We start from the raw sequence: 22,533 nt of genomic DNA, 5'->3' as shown, positions 1-22,533 counted from the left end.
TTTGCGGAGAATTTTTCATGAGTCGTAAACAACTGGCCCTGCTCGAACCGACCTTAGTTCGTCAGGCCCTCATGGATGCGGTAAAAAAACTGAGCCCGCGCGTCCAGTGGCACAACCCGGTGATGTTTATTGTCTGGACTGGAAGTTTACTCACCACCGTACTGGCGATTGCCATGGGAACGGGACACCTTTTGGGGAATGCAACCTTTACCGGCGCCATCAGCCTGTGGCTGTGGTTTACCGTGCTGTTCGCCAACTTCGCCGAAGCGCTGGCGGAAGGCCGCAGTAAAGCGCAGGCCAACAGTCTGAAAGGGGTCAAAAAAACCGCCTTTGCGCGCAAATTACGCGAACCTAAATACGGCGCGCAGATGGACCACGTACCGGCGGATGAACTGCGTAAAGGTGACGTGGTGCTGGTGGAAGCCGGCGACATCATCCCCTGCGACGGGGAAGTGATTGAGGGCGGCGCGTCGGTAGACGAAAGCGCCATTACCGGGGAATCCGCACCGGTGATCCGTGAGTCGGGCGGAGATTTCGCCTCAGTTACCGGCGGAACGCGCATTCTTTCCGACTGGCTGGTGATCCAGTGCAGCGTTAACCCGGGCGAAACCTTTCTCGACCGGATGATCGCCATGGTGGAAGGCGCACAGCGTCGTAAAACGCCGAACGAGATCGCCCTGACCATTCTGCTGGTGGCGCTCACCATTGTCTTCCTGCTGGCAACGGCGACCCTGTGGCCCTTCTCCGCCTACGGCGGTACAGCGGTCAGCATCACCGTACTGATCGCCCTGCTGGTCTGTCTGATCCCCACCACTATTGGTGGCCTGCTTTCCGCGATTGGCGTGGCGGGGATGAGCCGGATGCTGGGCGCGAACGTCATCGCCACCAGCGGACGCGCCGTTGAAGCGGCGGGGGACGTAGACGTTCTGCTGCTGGATAAAACCGGGACCATCACCCTGGGCAATCGTCAGGCCTCTGACTTTTTACCTGCTCCCGGCGTGGATGAAAAAACGCTGGCTGACGCGGCGCAGCTTTCCTCGCTGGCTGATGAAACGCCGGAAGGCCGCAGTATCGTGATCCTCGCCAAGCAGCGCTTTAACCTGCGTCAGCGCGACGTACAAAGCCTGCACGCCACGTTCGTTCCCTTCACGGCGCAAACCCGCATGAGCGGCATTAACATTCAGGACCGGATGATCCGTAAAGGGTCCGTTGATGCCATTCGCCGTCATATTGAAGCCAATAATGGACACTTCCCCCCGGAAGTCGACCATCTGGTGGAAAGCGTGGCGCGTCAGGGGGCAACCCCGCTGGTGGTGGCGGAAGGTGCAAGCGTTCTGGGGGTGATCGCTCTGAAGGATATCGTTAAAGGCGGTATAAAAGAGCGTTTCGCCCAGATGCGTAAGATGGGCATTAAAACGGTGATGATCACCGGGGATAACCGTCTGACTGCGGCGGCCATTGCCGCCGAAGCGGGCGTGGATGATTTCCTTTCCGAAGCGACGCCGGAAGCGAAGCTGGCGCTCATTCGCCAGTATCAGGCGGAAGGTCGTCTGGTGGCGATGACCGGCGACGGCACCAACGACGCCCCGGCGCTGGCGCAGGCCGACGTGGCGGTGGCAATGAACTCCGGTACCCAGGCGGCAAAAGAGGCGGGCAACATGGTGGATCTCGACTCGAACCCGACCAAGCTGATCGAGGTGGTGCACATCGGGAAACAGATGCTGATGACGCGCGGCTCGCTGACCACGTTCAGTATCGCCAACGACGTGGCAAAGTATTTCGCCATCATTCCGGCGGCGTTTGCGGCAACCTACCCGCAGCTAAATGCCCTGAACGTGATGCACCTGCACTCTCCGGCCTCGGCCATTCTGAGCGCGGTGATCTTCAATGCGCTGATTATTGTCTTTCTTATTCCGCTGGCGCTGAAAGGGGTGAGCTATAAGCCGCTGACGGCCGCCGCCATGCTGCGCCGTAACCTGTGGATTTACGGTCTGGGTGGGCTAGTGGTGCCCTTTATTGGGATCAAGGTTATCGACATGCTGTTAACGCTGTTCGGGCTGGTTTAAAAGGTGGATCCAATGACGATGTTACGTCCCGCTATACTGTTGTTTATTCTGCTGTCTCTGATTACCGGCGGGCTTTACCCGCTGATGACTACCGCGCTGGGCCAGTGGTGGTTTCAGGATCAGGCCAACGGCTCGCTGATTATCCAGAACGGTGAAAACCGCGGCTCGCGTCTGATTGGGCAGAACTTTACGGACCCACGCTACTTCCAGGGACGCCCTTCCGCCACTGCGGAAAGCCCGTATAATCCAATGGCCTCCGGCGGCAGCAATCTGGCGGGCAGTAACCCTGACCTGGACAAAGCCATTGCTGAACGCGTTGCCGCCCTGCGCGCTGCGAATCCGCAGGCCAGCCGTGAGGTGCCGGTTGAGCTGGTCACCGCCTCCGCGAGCGGGCTGGATTACAGCCTGACGCCGGACGCGGTGGTCTGGCAGATCCCACGCGTGGCCGCCGCCCGTCAGCTGACCGTCGAGCAGGTGAGCCAGCTGGTTGCAGAACATACGCAAAAGCCGCTGGTCAGCTTCATCGGCATGCCGGTAGTGAACATTGTTGAGCTGAATCTGGCGCTGGATGCGCTAAGGAAGAATTAAATGACCGACGAGCCCATGCGCCCGGATCCGGACAGGCTGCTTGAACAGACGGCTGAAGCCCACCGTGGCAAGCTGAAAATTTTTTTCGGCGCCTGCGCGGGTGTCGGGAAAACCTTCGCCATGCTGATGGAAGCCCAGCGGCTTCGGGCGCAAGGGCTTGATATTCTCATCGGCGTGGTGGAAACCCACGGTCGCAAAGAGACGGCTGCGCTGCTGACGGGGCTGGCGACGCAGCCGCCCCAGCGTATCAGCCATCGCGGGCGGCTGGTCACGGAGTTTGATCTTGATGCCGCCCTTGCCCGCCGCCCTGCCCTGATCCTGATGGACGAACTGGCGCACAGCAATGCGCCAGGCTCCCGCCATCCGAAGCGCTGGCAGGATGTTGAGGAGCTGCTTGAGGCAGGCATTGACGTCTTCACCACGGTGAATGTTCAGCATCTGGAAAGCCTGAACGACGTGGTGAGCGGCGTAACCGGTATCCAGGTGCGGGAAACCGTCCCCGATCCGTTTTTTGATTCTGCCGATGAAGTCGTACTGGTTGACCTGCCGCCGGACGATCTGCGCCAGCGCCTGCATGAAGGCAAAGTGTATATTGCCGGCCAGGCCGAACGCGCCATCGAACATTTTTTCCGCAAAGGAAACCTGATTGCCCTGCGCGAGCTGGCCCTGCGCCGCACCGCCGATCGCGTTGATGACCAGATGCGCGCCTGGCGAGACCTACAGGGACAAGAGCGCGTCTGGCACACGCGGGACGCCATTCTGTTATGCATTGGTCACGGCAGCGGCAACGAAAAACTGGTTCGCACCGCCGCCCGGCTTGCAGCGAAGTTTGGCAGCGTCTGGCACGCGGTCTACGTCGAAACGCCGCAGCTGCATGGCCTGCCGGAAAATCAGCGCCGCGCCATTTTGAGCGCGCTGCGGCTGGCGCAGGAGCTGGGCGCCGAAACCGCAACCCTTTCCGATCCGCAGGAAGATAAAGCCATTCTGCGCTACGCGCGGGAGCACAACCTGGGCAAGATTGTCATTGGACGTCGCCAGCACCGCCGCTGGTTTAGCCGCGAATCTTTTGCCGACAGGCTGGCCCGCCGCGCGCCGGATCTTGATTTAGTCATCGTCGCGCTGGATGACAAGCCCGCCCCCCTGCCCAACCGTACGCCGGACGCTCGCACCTTTGGCGATAAATGGCGCATTCAGATCCGGGGCTGCATGGTGGCCGTGGTCCTCTGCGCCCTGATTACGGTGATTGCCAGCCAGTGGCTCATCGCCTTCGACGCCGCCAATCTGGTCATGATTTATCTGCTCGGCGTCGTTGTGGTCGCGCTCTTTTATGGCCGCTGGCCGTCGGTGCTGGCGACGGTGATCAACGTCATCAGCTTCGATCTCTTCTTTATTGCTCCGCGCGGGACGCTTGCTGTCTCGGACGTGCAGTACATTCTGACCTTTGCCGTGATGCTTACCGTCGGGCTGGTGATCGGGAATCTGACGGCAGGCGTGCGCTACCAGGCACGCATTGCCCGCTATCGCGAGCAGCGCACGCGCCATCTGTATGAAATGTCAAAATCGCTGGCGGTTGGCCGCACGCAGCGAGATATCGTGCAGACCAGCGAGCAGTTTATCCGTTCGACCTTTCATGCCAGTAACCTGATTTTGCTCCCCGACGAACAAGGGCGCCTTCGCCCGCTGACCTCCCCTTCGGGGATGACGCCCTGGGATGAAGCGATTGCCCGCTGGAGTTTCGATAAGGGTTTACCTGCCGGCGCCGGCACCGACACGCTGCCCGGCGTGCCTTACCAGATCCTGCCGCTGCGCAGCGCGGATAAAAATCACGGGCTGGTCATCGTCGAGCCGTCTAACCTGCGTCAGCTGATGATCCCCGAGCAGCAGCGCCTGCTTGAAACCTTCACCCTGCTGGTCGCCAGCGCCCTTGAACGGCTGGCGCTCACCGCCAGCGAAGAGCAGGCGCGGCTGGCAAGCGAGCGCGAAAGTATTCGCAACTCGCTGCTGGCAGCGCTGTCTCACGATTTGCGCACGCCGCTTACCGTGCTGTTTGGCCAGTCCGAAATTCTGACGCTGGATCTGGCGGCGGAAGGATCAAAGCACGCGATGCAGGCCAGCGAAATTCGCCAGCACGTGCTGAATACCACGCGCCTGGTGAACAACCTGCTGGACATGGCGCGCATTCAGTCCGGCGGGTTTAACCTCAAAAAAGAGTGGCTCACCCTTGAGGAGGTTGTCGGCAGTGCGCTGAAGATGCTGGAGCCGGGTCTCGGCGGGCGCCATATTGAGCTGGACATGCCGGAACCCCTGACGTTAATCCATGTGGATGGCCCGCTGTTTGAGCGCGTGCTGATTAATCTTCTGGAAAATGCCGCTAAATACGCCGGGGCAAAGGCCCGGCTGGGGATTGCTGCCAGGGTGGATAAACGTGTGCTGCGGCTCGACGTCTGGGATAACGGGCCGGGTATTCCGGCCGGTCAGGAGCGCGCCATATTCGAAAAATTTGCGCGCGGTAATAAGGAATCCGCCATTCCTGGCGTTGGGCTGGGGCTGGCGATCTGCCAGGCGATTGTCGACGTGCATGGCGGCACCATTTCCGCAGAGAACCGCCCGGAAGGTGGGGCACGCTTTTGTGTTACACTTCCTCTGGAAAGCCCACCAGAACTTGATGAATTACCAGAGGATTTGTGATTAACGTTCTGATTGTTGAAGATGAGCTCGCTATCAGCCGATTTCTGCGTACCGCGCTGGAAGGCGACGGTTTGCGCGTTCATGAAGCCGGAACGCTTCAACGAGGGTTGATTGAAGCCGCGACCCGCAAGCCAGATCTGGTTATCCTGGATCTGGGACTTCCGGATGGCGACGGCATCGATTTTATTCGTGAGGTGCGTCAGTGGAGCCAGATGCCTATTCTGGTGCTCTCTGCCCGCACCGAAGAGACGGATAAAATCGCCGCGCTGGATGCCGGAGCGGATGATTATCTGATCAAACCGTTTGGCATTGGCGAGTTACAGGCCCGGCTTCGTGTGGCGCTGCGTCGACACAGTGCCACCTCCCCTTCTGATCCGGTGTACGCCTTTGGCGATATCCGCGTCGATCTTGCTGCACGCCGCATCGTAAGAGGAGAAGAAGAGATCCACCTTACGCCTATTGAGTTTCGTCTGCTGGCCGTGCTGCTCAATAACCATGGTAAAGTGTTAACGCAGCGACAGCTGTTAAGCCAGGTCTGGGGGCCGAATGCTGTCGAGCATAGTCACTATTTACGCATTTATATGGGACACCTTCGCCAGAAGCTTGAAGCCGATCCCGCGCGTCCTCGTCATTTATTAACAGAAACCGGTATCGGATATCGGTTTATGATCTGAATAAGCATTCACTTTAATTTTAAATAAAAACTTACCAGCCTGAATATAGCCATGAAAATAACGATGAGATTATTTTCACGGCTATATTCGCCCTCCTTAAACACAATTAAAACATCCATTTAACACCGAACCAACAAAACAGCATTTTGATCTGTGTTATTCACTCAAAACGACTAATTATTTCTGAAATGATCGGTTATTGGTGATCTGTTTCACAGTTAATCCCTTTTCCCTGGATAAAATGACCATGCTTTCAATTACTGAAAGGAAACTGAACATGGAAAACAATAATCGTTTAATGCCCCATATAAGGCGGACAACACATATCATGATGTTTGCCCACCGAAACTGTTTTGACTTTCATCTCTTTAACGCCCGGTAGTCCTTCGACTTCTGGCGCATCTGCTTACAGGTCATCCTGAAAAACGCTATTTTACAGGCTGTTGCCTGTGAACACCTGCGCTCATTCCTTGTGATTCAGATTCTCCGCAACCGGGCGGACTGAATTCTACTCAGCAAAAAAGCAATTAACTGATTTCGTATCAGCGGACACGCTTTGCTTTTTTTTCCGGAAATAATCGATTTCTTTACCGCAAGAAGTCGAGGGCCCCATATTGCCTGAAATAAAGAGATAAAGATGAAAACGTTAAAAATTGCCGTCAGCCGTGCCTGCCCTGAATGCTTTACCACTTCGCGCGACATTGTGGATATCACCGCATCGGATTATATTGATGTGGCAGCCGTGGTTCTGGCCGTCAGCGATATTTTCAATGGCGCCATAGAAGAAATAGAAGCCACGGGATTCGGTATTCCGGTGTTTATTGCCACGCATAAAGAAGAAAGGGTTCCGGCTGAATTTCTGTCGCGTATTCACGGCGTTTTTGAGTACTCCGATACCAGCAATGCGTACTACGGACGCCAGCTTGAAGCGGCTGCGCAGAAGTACGAAACCCAGCTCCGCCCGCCGTTCTTCCGCGCGCTGGTCGATTACATCCAGCAGGGGAACAGTGCGTTTGACTGCCCCGGACATCAGGGAGGCCAGTTCTTCCGCCGCCATCCGGCCGGAAACCAGTTTGTCGATTTCTTTGGCGAAACGCTTTTCCGCGCCGATCTGTGCAATGCCGACGTGGCAATGGGCGATCTGCTGATCCATGAAGGCGCGCCATGCATCGCCCAACAGCATGCGGCAAAAGTCTTTAATGCGGATAAAACCTACTTCGTGCTGAACGGCACCTCCTCTTCCAACAAAGTGGTGCTCAATGCCCTCCTCACGCCAGGCGATCTGGTGCTGTTCGATCGCAATAACCATAAATCTAATCACCACGGAGCACTGTTACAGGCAGGCGCGACGCCGGTGTATCTGGAAACGGCGCGCAACCCGTACGGGTTTATCGGCGGTATTGACGCACACTGTTTCGACGAGAGTTACCTGCGGGAACTGGTGTCAGAGGTCGCGCCTGGTCGCGCGCGGGATGAACGTCCCTTCCGTCTGGCGGTGATCCAGCTGGGCACCTACGACGGTACCATTTATAACGCCCGTCAGGTGGTGGATAAGATTGGTCACCTGTGCGATTACATTCTGTTTGACTCCGCCTGGGTGGGTTACGAGCAGTTTATCCCGATGATGGCCGACTGCTCACCGCTGCTGCTGGAGCTGAACGAAAACGATCCAGGCATTCTGGTTACCCAGTCGGTGCATAAGCAGCAGGCGGGCTTCTCGCAAACCTCGCAAATCCATAAGAAGGACAGCCATATAAAAGGCCAGGCGCGCTATGTCCCGCATAAGCGCCTCAACAACGCCTTTATGATGCACGCCTCCACCAGCCCGTTCTATCCGCTGTTTGCCGCCCTGGATATCAACGCCCGCATGCACGAGGGGCAAAGTGGGCGCAACATGTGGATGGACTGCGTGGTGACCGGTATCGAAGCGCGAAAACTGATCCTTCAGAACTGTCAGTTTATTCGTCCGTTCGTGCCAGAGACGGTGGATGGCCGTCCATGGGAAAGCTGGGATACGGCAGAGATTGCTACCGATCTGCGCTTCTTCCATTTTGTTCCGGGCGAACGCTGGCACGCCTTTGAGGGATATGCCGAGCATCAGTATTTTATCGATCCCTGCAAACTGCTGCTGACCACGCCAGGCATCAACGCCCGCACCGGCGAGTACGATGATTTCGGCGTGCCCGCCACCATCCTCGCCAACTTCCTGCGTGAAAACGGCATCGTGCCGGAAAAAATGCGACCTCAATTCCATTCTGTTCCTGCTCACCCCGGCGGAGGACATGGGCAAATTGCAGCAGCTCGTCGCCCAGCTGGTGCGCTTCGAAAAACTGCTCCAGAGCGATGTGCCGCTGAAAGAGGTTCTGCCCTCTCTTTATAAGCAACATCCGGAACGTTATGCGGATTATACCCTGCGTCAGATTTGTCAGGAGATGCACGACCTCTATGCCCGCCATAACGTGAAGCAGCTGCAAAAAGAGATGTTCCGCAGGTCTCACTTCCCGCGCGTCATGATGAACCCGCAGGAGGCGAACTATGCCTATCTGCGCGGTGAGGTCGAGCTGGTGTCCCTGCGCGACGCGGAAGGCCGTATCGCCGCGGAAGGCGCGCTGCCTTACCCACCGGGGGTGTTGTGCGTGGTTCCGGGGGAAGTCTGGGGCGGTTCCGTGCTGCGCTACTTCGCCGCGCTGGAAGACGGGATCAATCTGCTGCCGGGCTTTGCGCCGGAGTTACAGGGGGTTTACGTCGAGGAGTGTGACGGTCGCAAACAGGTGCGCTGCTACGTCATCAAACAACCTGCCGCTCAGCCATCGCTGCTGAAAGGAGAAAAATTATGAGTAAGGCCAACAAGATGGGCGTGGTGCAACTCACTATTCTCACCATGGTGAATATGATGGGTTCGGGGATCATCATGCTGCCCACCAAGCTCGCTGAAGTGGGGACGATTTCGATTATCTCCTGGCTTGTTACCGCCGTGGGTTCGATGGCGCTGGCATGGGCCTTTGCCAAGTGCGGAATGTTCAGCCGCAAGTCCGGCGGGATGGGTGGCTATGCCGAATATGCGTTCGGTAAGTCCGGTAACTTTATGGCGAACTATACCTACGGCGTGTCGCTGCTGATCGCCAACGTGGCGATTGCCATTTCCGCTGTCGGTTACGGTACGGAGCTGTTTGGGGCGACGCTGACCCCGGTGCAGATTGGGCTGGCAACCATCGGCGTGCTGTGGATCTGTACCGTCGCCAACTTTGGCGGCGCGCGCATCACCGGACAACTTAGCAGCATTACCGTCTGGGGCGTGATCATCCCGGTTGTCGGCCTGTGCATCATCGGCTGGTTCTGGTTCAGCCCGACCCTGTACGCCAACTCCTGGAATCCGCATCACGTACCGTTCTTCACTGCCGTGGGATCGTCCATCGCCATGACGCTGTGGGCCTTCCTCGGGCTGGAGTCAGCCTGTGCGAATGCGGAAGTGGTGGAAAACCCGGAGAAAAATGTGCCGATCGCGGTACTCGGCGGGACGCTGGGGGCGGCGGTGATCTATATCGTCTCGACCAACGTGATTGCGGGAATTGTGCCCAACATGGATCTGGCCAACTCCACGGCGCCGTTCGGGCTGGCGTTTGCGCAGATGTTTACGCCGGAGGTAGGGAAAGTGATCATGGGACTGATGGTGATGTCCTGCTGCGGCTCGCTGCTGGGCTGGCAGTTCACCATCGCTCAGGTGTTTAAATCCTCGGCTGACGAAGGCTATTTCCCGAAAATCTTCTCCCGCGTGACCAAAGCGGATGCGCCAGTGCAAGGGATGCTGGCGATTGTCATCTTCCAGAGTGGTTTGTCGCTGATGACCATCAGCCCGTCACTGAACAGCCAGTTTAACGTGCTGGTCAACCTGGCGGTGGTGACGAACATCATTCCGTACATTTTGTCGATGGCGGCGCTGGTGATTATTCAGAAGGTGGCGAAGGTTGATCCGCGCAAAGCCCGTGCGGCCAATATTGTGGCGCTGATTGGCGCAATTTACAGCTTCTATGCGCTCTATTCCTCCGGCCAGGAAGCGATGCTGTATGGTGCGATGGTGACCTTTATGGGCTGGACGCTGTACGGTCTGGTGTCGCCGAGATTTGAATTGAAGAACAAGCACAGTTAGGTAAAAGCAAAACGGCAACCCTGAGGTTGCCGTTTTTAGTGTTTTCTCCCTCTCCCCGTGCGAGAGGGCCGGGGTGAGGGCATCAGCCCGCACCAAACACCACTTACGCGTTTTTCAGCACTTCGCTGACAATCTCTACCGCTTCTTTCTCAATCTGCTGACGATGCTCAGCGCCGAGGAAGCTTTCGCAATAGATTTTGTACGCATCTTCCGTACCGGATGGACGCGCGGCGAACCAGCCGTTTTCGGTCATCACCTTCAGGCCGCCGATGGATGCGCCGTTACCCGGTGCCGCCGTCAGACGCGCGGTGATCGGGTCACCTGCCAGGGTGCTGGCGCTGACCATCTCCGGAGAGAGTTTTGACAGAGCTGCTTTTTGCGCAGACGTGGCGCCAGCCTGGATACGGTTATAGCTTGGCGCACCAAAACGTTCCGCCAGCTCGTTGTAATGTTCCTGCGGGTTCTTACCGGTGACCGCGGTGATTTCCGCCGCCAGCAGGCACATGATGATGCCGTCTTTATCGGTTGACCATGGGGTGCCGTCGAAGCGCAGGAAGGATGCCCCCGCGCTCTCTTCACCGCCAAAGCCGAAGCTGCCGTCGTGCAGACCGTCAACAAACCACTTGAAGCCCACCGGCACTTCCACCAGCTTGCGGCCCAGCGCATCGACCACACGGTCAATCATGGCGGAAGAGACCAGCGTTTTACCCACCGCGACCTCTTTGCCCCACTGCGGACGGTGCTGGAAGAGATAATTAATGGCCACAGCCAGGTAGTGGTTCGGGTTCATCAGCCCAGCCGGGGTGACGATACCGTGACGGTCGTAGTCCGGGTCGTTAGCAAACGCCAGATCGAACTTGTCGCGCAGCGCCAGCAGGCCAGCCATTGCGCATTCGGAGGAGCAGTCCATACGGATCGCGCCGTCTTTGTCCAGGTGCATAAAGCGGAAGGTCTGATCGACGTGATCGTTCACGATGGTCAGATCCAGCTTGTAGTGCTCGGCAATGCGTTTCCAGTATTCAATACCGGAGCCGCCCAGTGGATCCACGCCCAGCTTCAGACCGGCTTTCTGGATAGCGGCCATATCGACGATATCCGCCAGCCCTTCCACGAACGGCTGAACCAGATCCTGCTCTTTCACGTGGCCGGAGGCCATGGCTTCATCCAGTGAGATACGCTTCACGCCGTTCAGACCGTTAGCCAGTAACGCGTTGGCGCGATCTTCCACCACTTTCGTGACGTTGGTATCCGCCGGGCCACCGTTTGGTGGGTTGTACTTGATGCCGCCATCTTCCGGTGGGTTGTGGGACGGGGTGATCACAATGCCGTCAGCCTGCGCGCCACCTTTTTTGTTGTGTACCAGAATAGCGTTAGACACCGCAGGCGTTGGCGTGAAACCGTTGTTCTCCTGAACAATCACGTCTACGCCGTTCGCCGCCAGCACTTCCAGCACGGAGATAAAAGCAGGTTCAGACAGGGCGTGGGTATCTTTCCCTACATAGCACGGACCGGTGACGCCATTTTTGGCGCGCTCTTCCGCGATGGCCTGAGCAATGGCCAGAATGTGCGGTTCGTTAAAGCTGTGGCGCGCCGCGCTGCCGCGGTGGCCAGATGTACCAAACTTCACTGCGTGTTCTGCGTTGCCCACCACCGGTTTCAGCACGTAGTACTGCGCGGTCAGTTGAGCGACGTTAATCAAATCGCGTTGTTGCGCAGGTTGTCCTGCACGGCTGTGATTTGCCATTGCCTGGTCCTTCTGATGCAAGGGTTAAATTGTACCGCAAACCTTTTCGATCAATTCCGCCGGGAACTGCATGGACTGCATGATATGTTCGATCATGCTGCACTTGCGGCCCGTATTGGTATTAGTGATCACCCAGTATGGCGTACCGGGAACGTGTTTGGGTTTGGTTTGGTTGCCATTTTGCAGCAAGGTCTGCTCGTCGCCTGCGAAATAAACGCGCGTGCGACCGTGCAGCGACTCTGTCGCTTCTGCAAATGCGTTGTTATCCAGTGAGTAAAGTGTAGACAGCACCAGCATAAAGCGGTTAACGGCCTTTTTCTGCTCGGCATATTCATCGGACAGCAGCAGCTCGCGCATCGCGCGCACTTTGTCCTTTGCCGGCATGACGGCAGGTTTTACTTGTGCAACAACGCTCGGCTGAGACACGACATCTTTAGTGACAGGAGTGGGCTGTGAGGCGGCGGAAATTTTAAGCATGCGCCGTAAAATGTCGGACGCGCTCTCCCCAATATGCCGCGTCTGGCTGGCAATATACTGATAGAGTTCGTCATCAACTTCGATTGTTTTCATCTTAATCCAGTGCGATATCTTATCTGAATACAAGTCGTTGAGATTATAAGGTCAAATCCCAACAGCGGATAGCGTCAAACCAGGTTGGCGGCAAAAGTCAGATTAAACTGGATCCTTGCCCCCGGGCGGCAGAATGGTCAACATGATACCCTAACCTGACAAACCTAAAAAAAGAACTTTGCCATGAAATTGAATACCCGAGCGCAAACTGCACAATCGCCGAACAATAATTCTCCCATCGTACTGGTTCACGGCCTGTTTGGTAGCCTGGATAATCTGGGTGTGCTGGCGCGCGATTTAGTGACCGATCACGAGATCCTCCAGGTTGATATGCGCAATCACGGTCTTTCAGGGCGCTCGGAGGAGATGACGTACGCAGCCATGGCGCAGGATCTGCGGGACACCCTCGATGCGAATAATATTCAGAAAGCGACGCTTATCGGGCATTCAATGGGCGGTAAAGCGGTGATGGCGCTCACTGCGCTGGCACCTGAGCGAATTTCCGGGCTGGTGGTCATCGACGTTGCGCCCGTCAATTACGACGTTCGCCGTCACGATGAGATTTTTGCCGCCATCAATGCGGTCACCGAAGCGGGTGTCGCAACCCGCCAACAGGCGGCTGCCGTTATGCGCGAGCATCTTGATGAAGAAGGCGTGGTCCAGTTCCTGCTGAAATCGTTTGTTGACGGGCAATGGCGCTTTAACGTCCCGGTGCTGTGGGATCAGTATTCGCATATTGTGGGCTGGGAAGCCGTCCCCGCCTGGCCGCACCCTACCCTTTTTATTCGCGGCGGCAACTCCCCTTACGTCACTGACGCGTACCGTGACGCGCTGCTGGCGCAATTCCCGCAGGCTCGCGCTCACGTCATTGCGGGTGCCGGGCACTGGGTACACGCGGAAAAACCGGATGCCGTCCTGCGCGCCATTCGCCGCTATCTTACTGATACAGCGAATTGATTAAAAAGCCAGCGACCGGAAGACGACGGGCTTCCAGTCGTTGGCGTGTGGATTTGGGTGATGTATGATGGCGCGCTTATCGCCCGGGCATTAGCAGGGCGGCGTGTTTCCCCCGAAGTCTCAGAATCATGGCCAAAGAACAAACGGACCGTACGACACTAGATCTGTTCGCGAATGAGCGTCGACCGGGACGACCGAAAACGAATCCGCTTTCGCGCGATGAACAGCTGCGTATCAATAAACGCAACCAGCTTAAACGCGATAAAAATCGTGGGCTTAAGCGTGTCGAACTGAAGCTGAATGCCGATGCCGTCGATGCGCTTAACGAATTAGCTGACGCGCGCAACATCAGCCGCAGCGAATTGATCGAAGAGATGCTGATCGCCCAGCTTGAGACGTTACGCGGCAAGGCGTGAGTCAGAAAATCCCCAATATTACCTTTTTCATGTAGCACAGAGTGCAGTCCTGCGTGATAGCTGTTTCCGCAGGGTTGCCTGTTCTGCTATTATTGCCCTTATCCGTGGACAATTTGCGCCACCATACCATTAAGTTTCAAGAGGTTATTTTACTCATGGCAATCATCGGCATTTTCTTTGGCAGTGATACTGGCAACACTGAAAATATCGCAAAAAACATTCAAAAACAGCTCGGTAAAGACGTTGCTGATGTGCATGACATCGCCAAGAGCAGCAAAGAAGATCTCGAGGGCTATGACATCCTGCTGCTGGGCATCCCCACATGGTACTACGGTGAAGCACAGTGTGACTGGGACGATTTCTTCCCGACGCTGGAAGAAGTAGACTTCAACGGCAAGCTGGTTGCCCTGTTTGGCTGTGGCGATCAGGAAGACTATGCTGAGTATTTCTGTGATGCGCTGGGCACTATTCGCGACATCATTGAGCCACGCGGTGCGGCGATCGTCGGTCACTGGCCAACGGCGGGTTACCATTTCGAAGCTTCCAAAGGTCTGGCAGATGACGATCACTTCGTTGGCTTGGCCATTGATGAAGACCGTCAGCCAGAGCTGACCGCTGAGCGTGTAGAAAAATGGGTTAAGCAGGTTCGTGAAGAGCTGAACCTGGACGATATCCTTAACGCCTGATATCCCTGCGGCGCAACTCCGGTTGCGCCCGTTTTCCAGGTAAAACCGATTAAATTAATTGCTACAAACTTTTAACTTTTTCGCCCAGACCTGTACAATATCCCCCTGGTAAAAAGTGGGTGCCATCGAACAAGTTTGTTGGTGATACCACGTTTTTATAAGCATACTTTGCTTGAGACTTGCAGTTTTCATTTAGCCATGGCAGTTCTATAATGAGACGCATTATCCCAAGTGCATTTTCTGTCACTTCTTCTTTTGAAGTGAATCGTTTAGCAACAGGACAGATTCCGCATGACTGACAACAATACCGCATTAAAGAAAGCTGGCCTGAAAGTAACGCTTCCTCGGTTAAAAATCCTTGAAGTGCTTCAGGGGCCAGACAATCACCATGTCAGTGCGGAAGACCTTTATAAGCGTCTTATCGATATGGGTGAAGAGATTGGGCTGGCAACCGTCTATCGTGTGCTGAACCAGTTTGATGACGCGGGCATTGTTACTCGTCATAATTTCGAAGGCGGTAAATCCGTGTTCGAGCTGACTCAGCAGCACCACCACGATCACCTGATCTGCCTCGACTGTGGCAAGGTCATTGAATTTAGCGATGATTCCATTGAATCGCGCCAGCGTGAAATCGCCGCCCGTCATGGCATCCGCCTGACCAACCACAGCCTGTACCTGTACGGTCACTGTGCTGAAGGTGATTGCCGCGAAAATGAACATGCGCACGACGCAAAATAAGTGAGTGTTCATACTCTGAGCCAGCCGTGAGGTTGGCTTTTTTTTGCCTGAAAAGCCCGGTGACGCTGCGCCACCGGGCGTAAAGCAACTTATTTATTGTTATTGCGTATCTCGTTCCAGATCTTATCGCAACGCTTCGCCACTTCCTGATCGTTACTGGTTTTACGCGCCTGAATACAGGCCTGGTAATCCATTACGCGAACGTTTTCCTGCGTGGCGAATTGCTCATGGGTTTTGTCTTTTTTCAGCACGTTCAGCACGCTTTGACAGGCCTCAATCTTCTCAGGTGAACCCTGTGCGGTATTGATGCACGCGCTGTAGGCCTCTTTCAGACGGGAGTCCTCTTTCGGCGCCTGATCCTGCGCGCATGCCACCAGCCCGAAGGTCAGCAACGCAACGATTACCCTTTTATTCATCATGTTCAGTCTCCATAACGGCGGGACACCGCCCGCCGCAGCATTCATCAGAAGATGGTAAATGGCGCAATGACCATGAATTTCACGTCACGTTCATCCTGGAAGATGTTGCCGTAGCCGCCCGCGTAGCTCGGGATATCGGAGTGGTTGTCATACTGGGTGAAGTGCAGTTTGAACATCGTGCCTTTCGCACGGCCCTCCTGAAGGGTGTAAATCGCATCCAGGCTGTATGAAGACTCTTTCAGACGGTAGTTTGGATCGTAGTACGCGTCTGGCGTAGCCATATCCGCTGGCTTCGCATCCCAGGCGTACGCGTAGGACGCGCCCACTGCCCAGCCGGGCAGGTTCCAGTTTTTCAGGTCATACATTGCCCCGAAGAAGACCGCCTTTTCGCCGTCGGCGTTAAAGTCAGAGCGGTTATCCCACCAGATATCCAGACGACCGTTAGAGGAGGCGTAGGTTGGGGTCATACGTTGCAGGAAGTAGCCCTGCTGCCCTTCTGCCTTGACCCATGTTCCCTCCAGACGCAAATCAACCTGACCTACCTTGTAGCCGAAGGTCAGCGCCTGTAACCACGCGGTGCCGTCATAGATATCATTTACGCTGCCATCACTGACCTTGTCGCGCGTACCGTAGAACTGATAGCTGGTGCTCAGCGGGCTACCCGCGATATCAAATTTGTAGCTGGCTTTAGCAAAGTACTGATCGATATAGCCTTCAGCCTGACCAAATGCAGCTTCCAGCACCAGATCGTTTTTAAAGTCGTACTTCGCTCCCAGCGAGTGGAGATAATCAACTTTGGTTTTTTTATCGTTCTGATAGAACTTGTCCATCTCAATGTGCCACGGCGCTTTGTACTCGTTGGTCCACATATAGGAGAAGCTCAACGCCCCCGCATCGCCGTAGTCAAAATTAGCACCGGCTTCCGCCCCCTGATAGGTGCCTGGCATAAAGCTCCAGTGCGGCGCTAACAACGTCTGGCCGGTTGGCTGGATATAACCACCCCGCGCCCAGACCGGGCCATATTTGAATTTTGCAGCCGCTTTATACAGGCTGATACCGCTTTTATCGCCGGACCAGTCTTCGTCGTAGGCTTTATTACTGGAGGAGAACGCAATTTCGTTCGGATGGCCGCTGTCGCCATTTTCGGCCATTTCAATTGCGGTGAATGCGGCAATATCGATCCCGAACATATCGGCGGCATATCCCGACTGGAAATCCAGGTTGGCGTTCCATGTCGAGTGAGAAAGGTTGGTTTTGTATTTATCTTCAGTGACGTCTTTACGGTCACGCTCACGCTGCCAGTAATAAATACCGCCCGTGAGGGTGGAATCTTCAATGAAACCTGCTGCTTTTGCCTCTGGCGCAATCACCAGGCCCGACATTGCTGTCACACTGGCAATAGCTAGCGCCAGCGCACTACGTTTGCCACTAAACGTACGCATAGATTATTCCTCTTTGACGAATTAAAACGCCCTAAACGGCGAAAAACAGAAAAGACCAAATGGTCAGGGGTAGTCAGAAATACCCTCGAATTAACTACCGTCTTTAGGTTATTTTTCGCGACGCGAATTATCAATGGTTTTAATCAGGCAAAAGTCAGGATTATGACGAAGAGCACATATTTCGTAGTGCTTTGTAACATTTACCGGAAAGCGAGTACTGGCGGGGGAATGCGCTAATTTTCAGTAAGTAACATTGATATTGTGAATATATTTTTCAGTGTTTCTGTTTTTGGAAAACAACAAACTTTTTTTAAATAAAATAAGTAGCACCACATTGACCTGGAATGTTGGGTTTAAATGATTATCCCGATGCTTAACGACATGATCGTTAAATAAAAAAACGCCGCATTACGCGGCGTTTGTTTCTCATTGACCAGAGCAGCGTTATTATTCGCCGATCTTAGTCCAGGTATCACGCAGACCGACGGTACGGTTAAATACCGGTTTTTCTGCCGTGCTGTAACGGCTGTCCAGGCAGAAGTAACCCTCACGTTCAAACTGGAACGCTTTACCGGCTTCAGCGGCTTTCAGAGACGGCTCGGCATACCCCTGCTTGATAATCAGAGACTCAGGGTTAATGACCGCCAGGAAGTCCTCCGCAGCGCCTGGATTAGGCACACTGAACAGACGATCGTAGAGACGGATCTCAACCGGCAGCGCATGCTGCGCGCTCACCCAGTGGATTACACCTTTTACTTTACGGCCATCCGCCGGATCTTTACTCAGCGTCTCTGCGTCATACGTACAGAAGATGGTCGTGATGTTACCTTCCGCATCTTTCTCTACGCGCTCGGCTTTGATTACATAGGCGTTACGCAGACGTACTTCTTTGCCCAGCACCAGACGCTTGTACTGCTTGTTCGCTTCTTCGCGGAAGTCGGCACGATCGATCCAGATTTCACCGCTAAACGGCACGTCGCGGGTGCCCATTTCCGGTTTGTTCGGATGGTTAGGCATCGAGACCTGTTCGCTTCCGCCCTGCGGATAGTTTTCGATAACCAGTTTCACTGGATCGATCACTGCCATCGCGCGCGGCGCGTTTTCGTTCAGGTCTTCACGAATGCAGGATTCCAGAGACGCCATTTCGATGGTGTTGTCCTGCTTGGTGACGCCAATACGTTTGCAGAACTCACGAATGGACGCCGAGGTGTAGCCACGACGACGCAGGCCAGAGATGGTCGGCATACGCGGGTCGTCCCAGCCTTCAACGTGCTTGTCGGTGACCAGCAGGTTCAGCTTACGCTTGGACATCACGGTGTATTCCAGGTTCAGACGAGAGAACTCGTACTGACGCGGATGCACAGGAATGGTGATGTTATCCAGCACCCAGTCGTACAGACGACGGTTGTCCTGGAATTCCAGCGTGCACAGAGAGTGCGTAATGCCTTCCAGCGCATCGCTGATGCAGTGGGTGAAGTCGTACATCGGGTAGATGCACCACTTGTTACCGGTCTGGTGGTGTTCAGCGAACTTAATGCGGTACAGCACCGGATCGCGCATCACGATGAACGGAGACGCCATATCGATTTTGGCACGCAGACACGCTTTACCTTCTTCGAAGCCACCGGCACGCATTTTTTCAAACAGCGCCAGGTTCTCTTCCACGCTACGATCGCGGAACGGGCTGTTTTTGCCAGGCTGAGTCAGCGTACCGCGGTATTCACGGATTTCGTCAGCAGACAATTCGTCGACGTATGCCAGACCTTTGTTAATCAGTTCAACCGCATAGGCATACAGCTGATCGAAATAGTCTGAGGAGTAGCAGATATCGCCAGACCAGTTGAAGCCCAGCCATTGCACGTCGTTTTTAATCGACTCAACGTATTCGATGTCTTCTTTTACTGGGTTGGTGTCATCAAAACGCAGGTTGCACTGTCCCTGGTAATCTTGCGCAATACCAAAGTTCAGGCAGATCGATTTGGCGTGACCAATGTGCAGGTAGCCATTTGGCTCCGGCGGGAAACGCGTGTGGACTGTGGTGTGCTTACCACTGGCCAGATCTTCATCGATGATCTGGCGAATAAAGTTACTCGGGCGGGCTTCTGCCTCACTCATCGTGGATTCCTCAAAGCGTAAACAACGTATAACGGCATATGATCTTATAAGCCGGACGTAGTGACAACCCTTAAAACGTCCCGGAAGAAAATAATGGGGGCAATTGCTGCAAAAAAAAGCGGCGGAGGATATCCCCCGCCGCTAAAGGCATAACTCTACTCAGGAGCGATTACTTGCCTTTAATCTCATATAGTGGCGTCTGGCCTGCAACTACCTGCCCCTGCGCCTGGATCACCAGACCGCTGAAGTCGTCGATGTTGCTGCACACTACCGGGCTGATCATGGAGCGCGCGTTGGCATTCAGGAAGTCCAGATCCATTTCCAGAATCGGCTGGCCTGCCGCCACTTCTGCGCCCTCTTCCACCAGGCGAGTAAAGCCCTGACCGTTCAGCGCAACGGTATCGATACCCATATGGACTACGATCTCCGCGCCTTTTTCCGTTTCCAGGCAGAACGCGTGGTTGGTGTTGAAGATTTTCACGATAGTACCGGCAGCCGGAGAGACCACGGTTTTGTCCGTTGGTTTTACCGCCACGCCGTCACCGACCGCTTTGCTGGCGAACGCTTCGTCAGGCACCTGTTCAAGCGCAACAACGTCACCTGTCACCGGAGAAACCAGCGCAGCGATGGTCACCGCGTTTGGCACAGCCTGCGGTTTTGCAACCGGCGCGTCAGCCACCGGTGCGTTATCCGTTGAGGCGGCAGCGACCGGCCCACGGGCAACCACTTTTTTCATTTCATCGCCGATAGATTCGGCCTTCGCACCCACGATAACCTGGATGGTTTGTTTGTTCAGTTTCACCACACCAGACGCACCCAGGCGTTTGCACATTGCATCGCTCACGCGCGCGGAGTCGCCTACGGTCAGACGCAGACGGGTAATACAGGCATCGATCGCTTTCAGGTTGTCGGTGCCACCCACAGCGGCAATGTAGCTGGTTGCCAGCTGGGTTAAACCCTCTTCGGTATTGCTGTTGGCTTCACTGGTCACAACATCATCTTTCGTATCTTCGCGACCAGGCGTCTTCAGGTTAAACATACGAATAACCGCGCTGAACAGAACGAAGTAGATAACGAAGAAGATCAGGCCCATCACCATCAGGATCCAGACGTTGCTGCTTGCCGCCGGCAGGTTGTACATCAACACATAGTCGATGGCGCCTGCGGAGAAGGAGAAGCCAGCATGGATACCCAGAAGGGTGGCGACGAACAGGCTGATACCGGTCAGGATCGCGTGCATCAGATACAGCAGCGGAGCCAGGAACATGAACAGGAATTCCAGTGGCTCGGTCACGCCGGTCAGGAAGGCGGTGATCGCAACGGACAGCAGCATCCCGCCAATCATTGGGCGACGCGCTTTCGGCGCAGCCAGGTACATTGCCAGCGCCGCGCCAGGCAGACCAAACATCATGATTGGGAAGAAGCCAGACATGAACATGCCCGCGGTGCCGTCGCCTGCGTAGAAGCGGTTGATATCACCGTGGAATACCGCGCCGGCCGCGTTGGTGAACTCACCAATCTGGAACCAGGCGATGGTGTTCAGTACCTGATGCAGACCGGTTGGGATCAGCAGACGGTTAATGAAACCGAAGATGCCCGCACCCATTGCGCCCGCAGACACGATCCACTCGCCACCCGCATGGATAGCATGCTGCACCGGTGGCCAAACGTAGCCAAAGATGGCGGCGAGGATCAGACAGAAAAAGCCCGTCGCAATCGGCACAAAACGTTTACCGCCGAAGAAGCTCAGGAAGTCAGGAAGTTTGATACCTGCCCAACGGTTGTACACGGCACCACCCACCAGGCCAGTAATGATACCTGCCAGCACACCCATGTTGATTTCAGGATTGATGGTTACCATCGCTTTCGTGAGGATGAAGTAACCGACAGCCCCTGCCAGTGCCGCGGCACCCGCGCTGTCTTTTGACCAGCTTGACGCCACACCGATGGCGAAAATCAGCGCCAGGTTGTCAAAAATTGCGCCGCCTGCCTGGGCAATAAACGGCACGTTAAGAAGATCGGGTTGCCCGAATCGCAGCAGCAATGCTGCAACCGGTAGCACGGCGATAGGGAGCTGCAAAGCCCTACCGAGGCGCTGGAAAAAACCTAAAATATTCATCCTATTCCCCCTACGAGACCCTTTGTTAAGACTCGCGCATAAACTATGTTTTTATTGTGTCACGAACGATAGATACAGTTGATGATTCACTGGCAGTGTGAGTGTGTGAAAAATTAATTCGTATCGCAAATTAAACACCTATTTTTTGTGATTATTGTCACCAAATATCGTATTAAACCCTCCCTGTCACTGGCTAACGACGAAAACTTATTTTATCATTCAAAAAATCAAGACGGATTGATCCGGCCTGAAAGGTTCCAGGTTACGCTTAGTTCAGGTTGCACTAATCATCCGCCCACTTTTACTTAAACTTTAGAGGTGAATAATGAGACTGATTCCCCTGGCAACAGCTGAACAAGTCGGAAAATGGGCTGCTCGTCATATCGTTAACCGCATCAACGCGTTCAAACCAACAGCCGATCGTCCTTTCGTTCTCGGTCTTCCAACCGGCGGCACGCCCCTGACCGCTTATAAAGCTCTGGTTGAAATGCACAAAGCGGGCCAGGTTAGCTTTAAACACGTTGTGACCTTCAACATGGACGAATATGTCGGCCTGCCAAAGGAACATCCGGAAAGTTACCACAGCTTTATGCACCGTAATTTCTTCGATCACGTTGATATTCCGGCTGAAAACATTAACCTGCTGAATGGAAACGCGCCTGATATTGACGCAGAATGCCGTCAGTATGAAGAAAAAATCCGTTCCTACGGTAAAATCCACCTGTTTATGGGCGGCGTAGGCAACGATGGTCATATCGCGTTCAACGAACCGGCATCTTCACTGGCTTCCCGTACCCGTATTAAAACGCTGACCCATGATACGCGCGTGGCTAACTCCCGCTTCTTTGACGGCGACGTCAATCAGGTGCCTAAATACGCGCTGACCGTGGGCGTGGGCACGCTGCTGGATGCCGAAGAAGTGATGATTCTGGTGCTGGGCGCGGTGAAAGCGCAAGCGCTTCAGGCTGCCGTTGAAGGCAACGTGAACCATATGTGGACGATCAGCTGCTTACAGCTGCATCCAAAAGCGGTTGTCGTGTGTGACGAACCGTCCACCATGGAGCTGAAAGTGAAAACGCTGAAATACTTCAACGAGCTGGAAGCTGAGAACATCAAAGGTCTGTAATTGAATAACCGCCTCTTTTATCCGGGGCGGTCGCTTTT

Annotated in this window: 17 protein-coding genes and 1 pseudogene; 12 read left to right on the top strand and 6 right to left on the bottom strand. The window is 55.0% G+C overall.

Annotated elements, in window-relative coordinates:
* Nucleotides 1–17: 17 nt before the first annotated feature.
* The 7 genes and pseudogenes from kdpB (at nt 18) to potE (ending at nt 10,163) form a co-directional block, all read left to right on the top strand.
* Nucleotides 18–2,066, top strand: a complete 2,049-nt coding sequence (gene kdpB / locus O1724_RS07025; protein WP_022650611.1) for a potassium-transporting ATPase subunit KdpB — start codon at nt 18–20, stop codon at nt 2,064–2,066.
* 12 nt (nt 2,067–2,078) lie between these two features.
* Nucleotides 2,079–2,654 carry a potassium-transporting ATPase subunit KdpC gene (gene kdpC, locus O1724_RS07020; RefSeq protein ID WP_003858641.1) on the top strand — a complete coding sequence of 192 codons (576 nt, stop codon included), beginning with the start codon at nt 2,079–2,081 and terminating at the stop codon, nt 2,652–2,654.
* Nucleotides 2,655–5,342, top strand: coding sequence for a two-component system sensor histidine kinase KdpD (gene kdpD / locus O1724_RS07015; protein WP_023324324.1), 2,688 nt, complete (start codon nt 2,655–2,657; stop codon nt 5,340–5,342). It begins immediately after the preceding gene.
* Nucleotides 5,339–6,016 carry a two-component system response regulator KdpE gene (gene kdpE / locus O1724_RS07010; RefSeq protein ID WP_003858643.1) on the top strand — a complete coding sequence of 226 codons (678 nt, stop codon included), beginning with the start codon at nt 5,339–5,341 and terminating at the stop codon, nt 6,014–6,016. The genes kdpD and kdpE overlap by 4 nt, the downstream gene beginning before the upstream one ends.
* A gap of 277 nt (nt 6,017–6,293) precedes the next feature.
* Nucleotides 6,294–6,398: a leader peptide SpeFL gene (gene speFL / locus O1724_RS07005; protein WP_003858645.1), complete on the top strand. Its 105-nt coding sequence runs from the start codon at nt 6,294–6,296 to the stop codon at nt 6,396–6,398.
* 255 nt (nt 6,399–6,653) lie between these two features.
* Nucleotides 6,654–8,853: pseudogene (gene speF, locus O1724_RS07000) on the top strand (ornithine decarboxylase SpeF).
* Entirely contained in the window at nt 8,850–10,163 is a 1,314-nt protein-coding gene (gene potE, locus O1724_RS06995) for a putrescine-ornithine antiporter (RefSeq protein ID WP_003858648.1), read from the top strand. Before speF ends, potE begins: the two are co-directional and overlap by 4 nt.
* A 103-nt stretch (nt 10,164–10,266) precedes the next feature.
* Here potE and pgm read toward each other — a convergent pair whose 3' ends face one another.
* On the bottom strand, nt 10,267–11,907 hold the full coding sequence (gene pgm, locus O1724_RS06990; protein WP_003858649.1) for a phosphoglucomutase (alpha-D-glucose-1,6-bisphosphate-dependent): 1,641 nt from the start codon (nt 11,905–11,907) through the stop codon (nt 10,267–10,269).
* 24 nt (nt 11,908–11,931) lie between these two features.
* Complete coding sequence (gene seqA, locus O1724_RS06985) at nt 11,932–12,477, bottom strand: replication initiation negative regulator SeqA (protein ID WP_003858650.1); 546 nt, start codon at nt 12,475–12,477, stop codon at nt 11,932–11,934.
* 183 nt (nt 12,478–12,660) lie between these two features.
* Here seqA and ybfF point away from each other — a divergent pair, with 183 nt between their 5' ends.
* The 4 genes from ybfF to fur all read left to right on the top strand — a co-directional run bounded on the left by ybfF (nt 12,661) and on the right by fur (nt 15,274).
* Nucleotides 12,661–13,434 (top strand): esterase, encoded by a 774-nt coding sequence (gene ybfF / locus O1724_RS06980; protein ID WP_003858651.1) that lies wholly within the window; start codon nt 12,661–12,663, stop codon nt 13,432–13,434.
* 128 nt (nt 13,435–13,562) lie between these two features.
* Nucleotides 13,563–13,850, top strand: a complete 288-nt coding sequence (gene ybfE, locus O1724_RS06975) for a LexA regulated protein (protein ID WP_003858652.1) — start codon at nt 13,563–13,565, stop codon at nt 13,848–13,850.
* A gap of 155 nt (nt 13,851–14,005) precedes the next feature.
* A complete protein-coding gene (fldA, locus tag O1724_RS06970; protein ID WP_003858653.1) occupies nt 14,006–14,536 on the top strand; it encodes a flavodoxin FldA in 531 nt (176 codons plus the stop codon).
* 291 nt (nt 14,537–14,827) lie between these two features.
* Nucleotides 14,828–15,274, top strand: coding sequence for a ferric iron uptake transcriptional regulator (gene fur / locus O1724_RS06965; RefSeq protein ID WP_003858655.1), 447 nt, complete (start codon nt 14,828–14,830; stop codon nt 15,272–15,274).
* A gap of 89 nt (nt 15,275–15,363) precedes the next feature.
* On the opposite strand, the gene chiQ is transcribed toward fur, so the two are convergent.
* The 4 genes from chiQ to nagE form a co-directional block, all read right to left on the bottom strand.
* On the bottom strand, nt 15,364–15,690 hold the full coding sequence (gene chiQ, locus O1724_RS06960; RefSeq protein ID WP_126296972.1) for a ChiQ/YbfN family lipoprotein: 327 nt from the start codon (nt 15,688–15,690) through the stop codon (nt 15,364–15,366).
* Nucleotides 15,691–15,737: 47 nt separating this feature from the next.
* Complete coding sequence (gene chiP, locus O1724_RS06955) at nt 15,738–17,135, bottom strand: chitoporin ChiP (RefSeq protein WP_003858660.1); 1,398 nt, start codon at nt 17,133–17,135, stop codon at nt 15,738–15,740.
* 447 nt (nt 17,136–17,582) lie between these two features.
* Complete coding sequence (gene glnS / locus O1724_RS06950; RefSeq protein ID WP_023315634.1) at nt 17,583–19,250, bottom strand: glutamine--tRNA ligase; 1,668 nt, start codon at nt 19,248–19,250, stop codon at nt 17,583–17,585.
* A gap of 169 nt (nt 19,251–19,419) precedes the next feature.
* Nucleotides 19,420–21,369 (bottom strand): PTS N-acetyl glucosamine transporter subunit IIABC, encoded by a 1,950-nt coding sequence (nagE, locus tag O1724_RS06945; RefSeq protein WP_126296963.1) that lies wholly within the window; start codon nt 21,367–21,369, stop codon nt 19,420–19,422.
* A gap of 325 nt (nt 21,370–21,694) precedes the next feature.
* Between nagE and nagB the strand changes: the two genes are divergently transcribed.
* Nucleotides 21,695–22,495 carry a glucosamine-6-phosphate deaminase gene (gene nagB, locus O1724_RS06940; protein WP_003858663.1) on the top strand — a complete coding sequence of 267 codons (801 nt, stop codon included), beginning with the start codon at nt 21,695–21,697 and terminating at the stop codon, nt 22,493–22,495.
* The last annotated feature ends 38 nt before the right edge of the window (nt 22,496–22,533 follow it).

This window comes from Enterobacter cloacae complex sp. HYC074_NIDB (assembly GCF_056673345.1).
Note: the sequence above shows the minus strand (reverse complement) of the source record. Positions and strands in the feature narration are given on the sequence as shown.

What these genes read in the sequence shown, in the direction of transcription:
- kdpB (WP_022650611.1), top strand. Translation starts at nt 18, where the DNA reads ATGAGTCGTAAACAACTGGCCCTGCTCGAACCGACCTTAGTTCGTCAG.
- potE (WP_003858648.1), top strand. Translation starts at nt 8,850, where the DNA reads ATGAGTAAGGCCAACAAGATGGGCGTGGTGCAACTCACTATTCTCACC.
- ybfE (WP_003858652.1), top strand. Translation starts at nt 13,563, where the DNA reads ATGGCCAAAGAACAAACGGACCGTACGACACTAGATCTGTTCGCGAAT.
- nagB (WP_003858663.1), top strand. Translation starts at nt 21,695, where the DNA reads ATGAGACTGATTCCCCTGGCAACAGCTGAACAAGTCGGAAAATGGGCT.
- kdpD (WP_023324324.1), top strand. Translation starts at nt 2,655, where the DNA reads ATGACCGACGAGCCCATGCGCCCGGATCCGGACAGGCTGCTTGAACAG.
- kdpC (WP_003858641.1), top strand. Translation starts at nt 2,079, where the DNA reads ATGACGATGTTACGTCCCGCTATACTGTTGTTTATTCTGCTGTCTCTG.
- chiP (WP_003858660.1), bottom strand. Translation starts at nt 17,135, where the DNA reads ATGCGTACGTTTAGTGGCAAACGTAGTGCGCTGGCGCTAGCTATTGCC.
- speFL (WP_003858645.1), top strand. Translation starts at nt 6,294, where the DNA reads ATGGAAAACAATAATCGTTTAATGCCCCATATAAGGCGGACAACACAT.
- chiQ (WP_126296972.1), bottom strand. Translation starts at nt 15,690, where the DNA reads ATGAATAAAAGGGTAATCGTTGCGTTGCTGACCTTCGGGCTGGTGGCA.
- nagE (WP_126296963.1), bottom strand. Translation starts at nt 21,369, where the DNA reads ATGAATATTTTAGGTTTTTTCCAGCGCCTCGGTAGGGCTTTGCAGCTC.
- seqA (WP_003858650.1), bottom strand. Translation starts at nt 12,477, where the DNA reads ATGAAAACAATCGAAGTTGATGACGAACTCTATCAGTATATTGCCAGC.
- ybfF (WP_003858651.1), top strand. Translation starts at nt 12,661, where the DNA reads ATGAAATTGAATACCCGAGCGCAAACTGCACAATCGCCGAACAATAAT.
- pgm (WP_003858649.1), bottom strand. Translation starts at nt 11,907, where the DNA reads ATGGCAAATCACAGCCGTGCAGGACAACCTGCGCAACAACGCGATTTG.
- glnS (WP_023315634.1), bottom strand. Translation starts at nt 19,250, where the DNA reads ATGAGTGAGGCAGAAGCCCGCCCGAGTAACTTTATTCGCCAGATCATC.
- fur (WP_003858655.1), top strand. Translation starts at nt 14,828, where the DNA reads ATGACTGACAACAATACCGCATTAAAGAAAGCTGGCCTGAAAGTAACG.
- fldA (WP_003858653.1), top strand. Translation starts at nt 14,006, where the DNA reads ATGGCAATCATCGGCATTTTCTTTGGCAGTGATACTGGCAACACTGAA.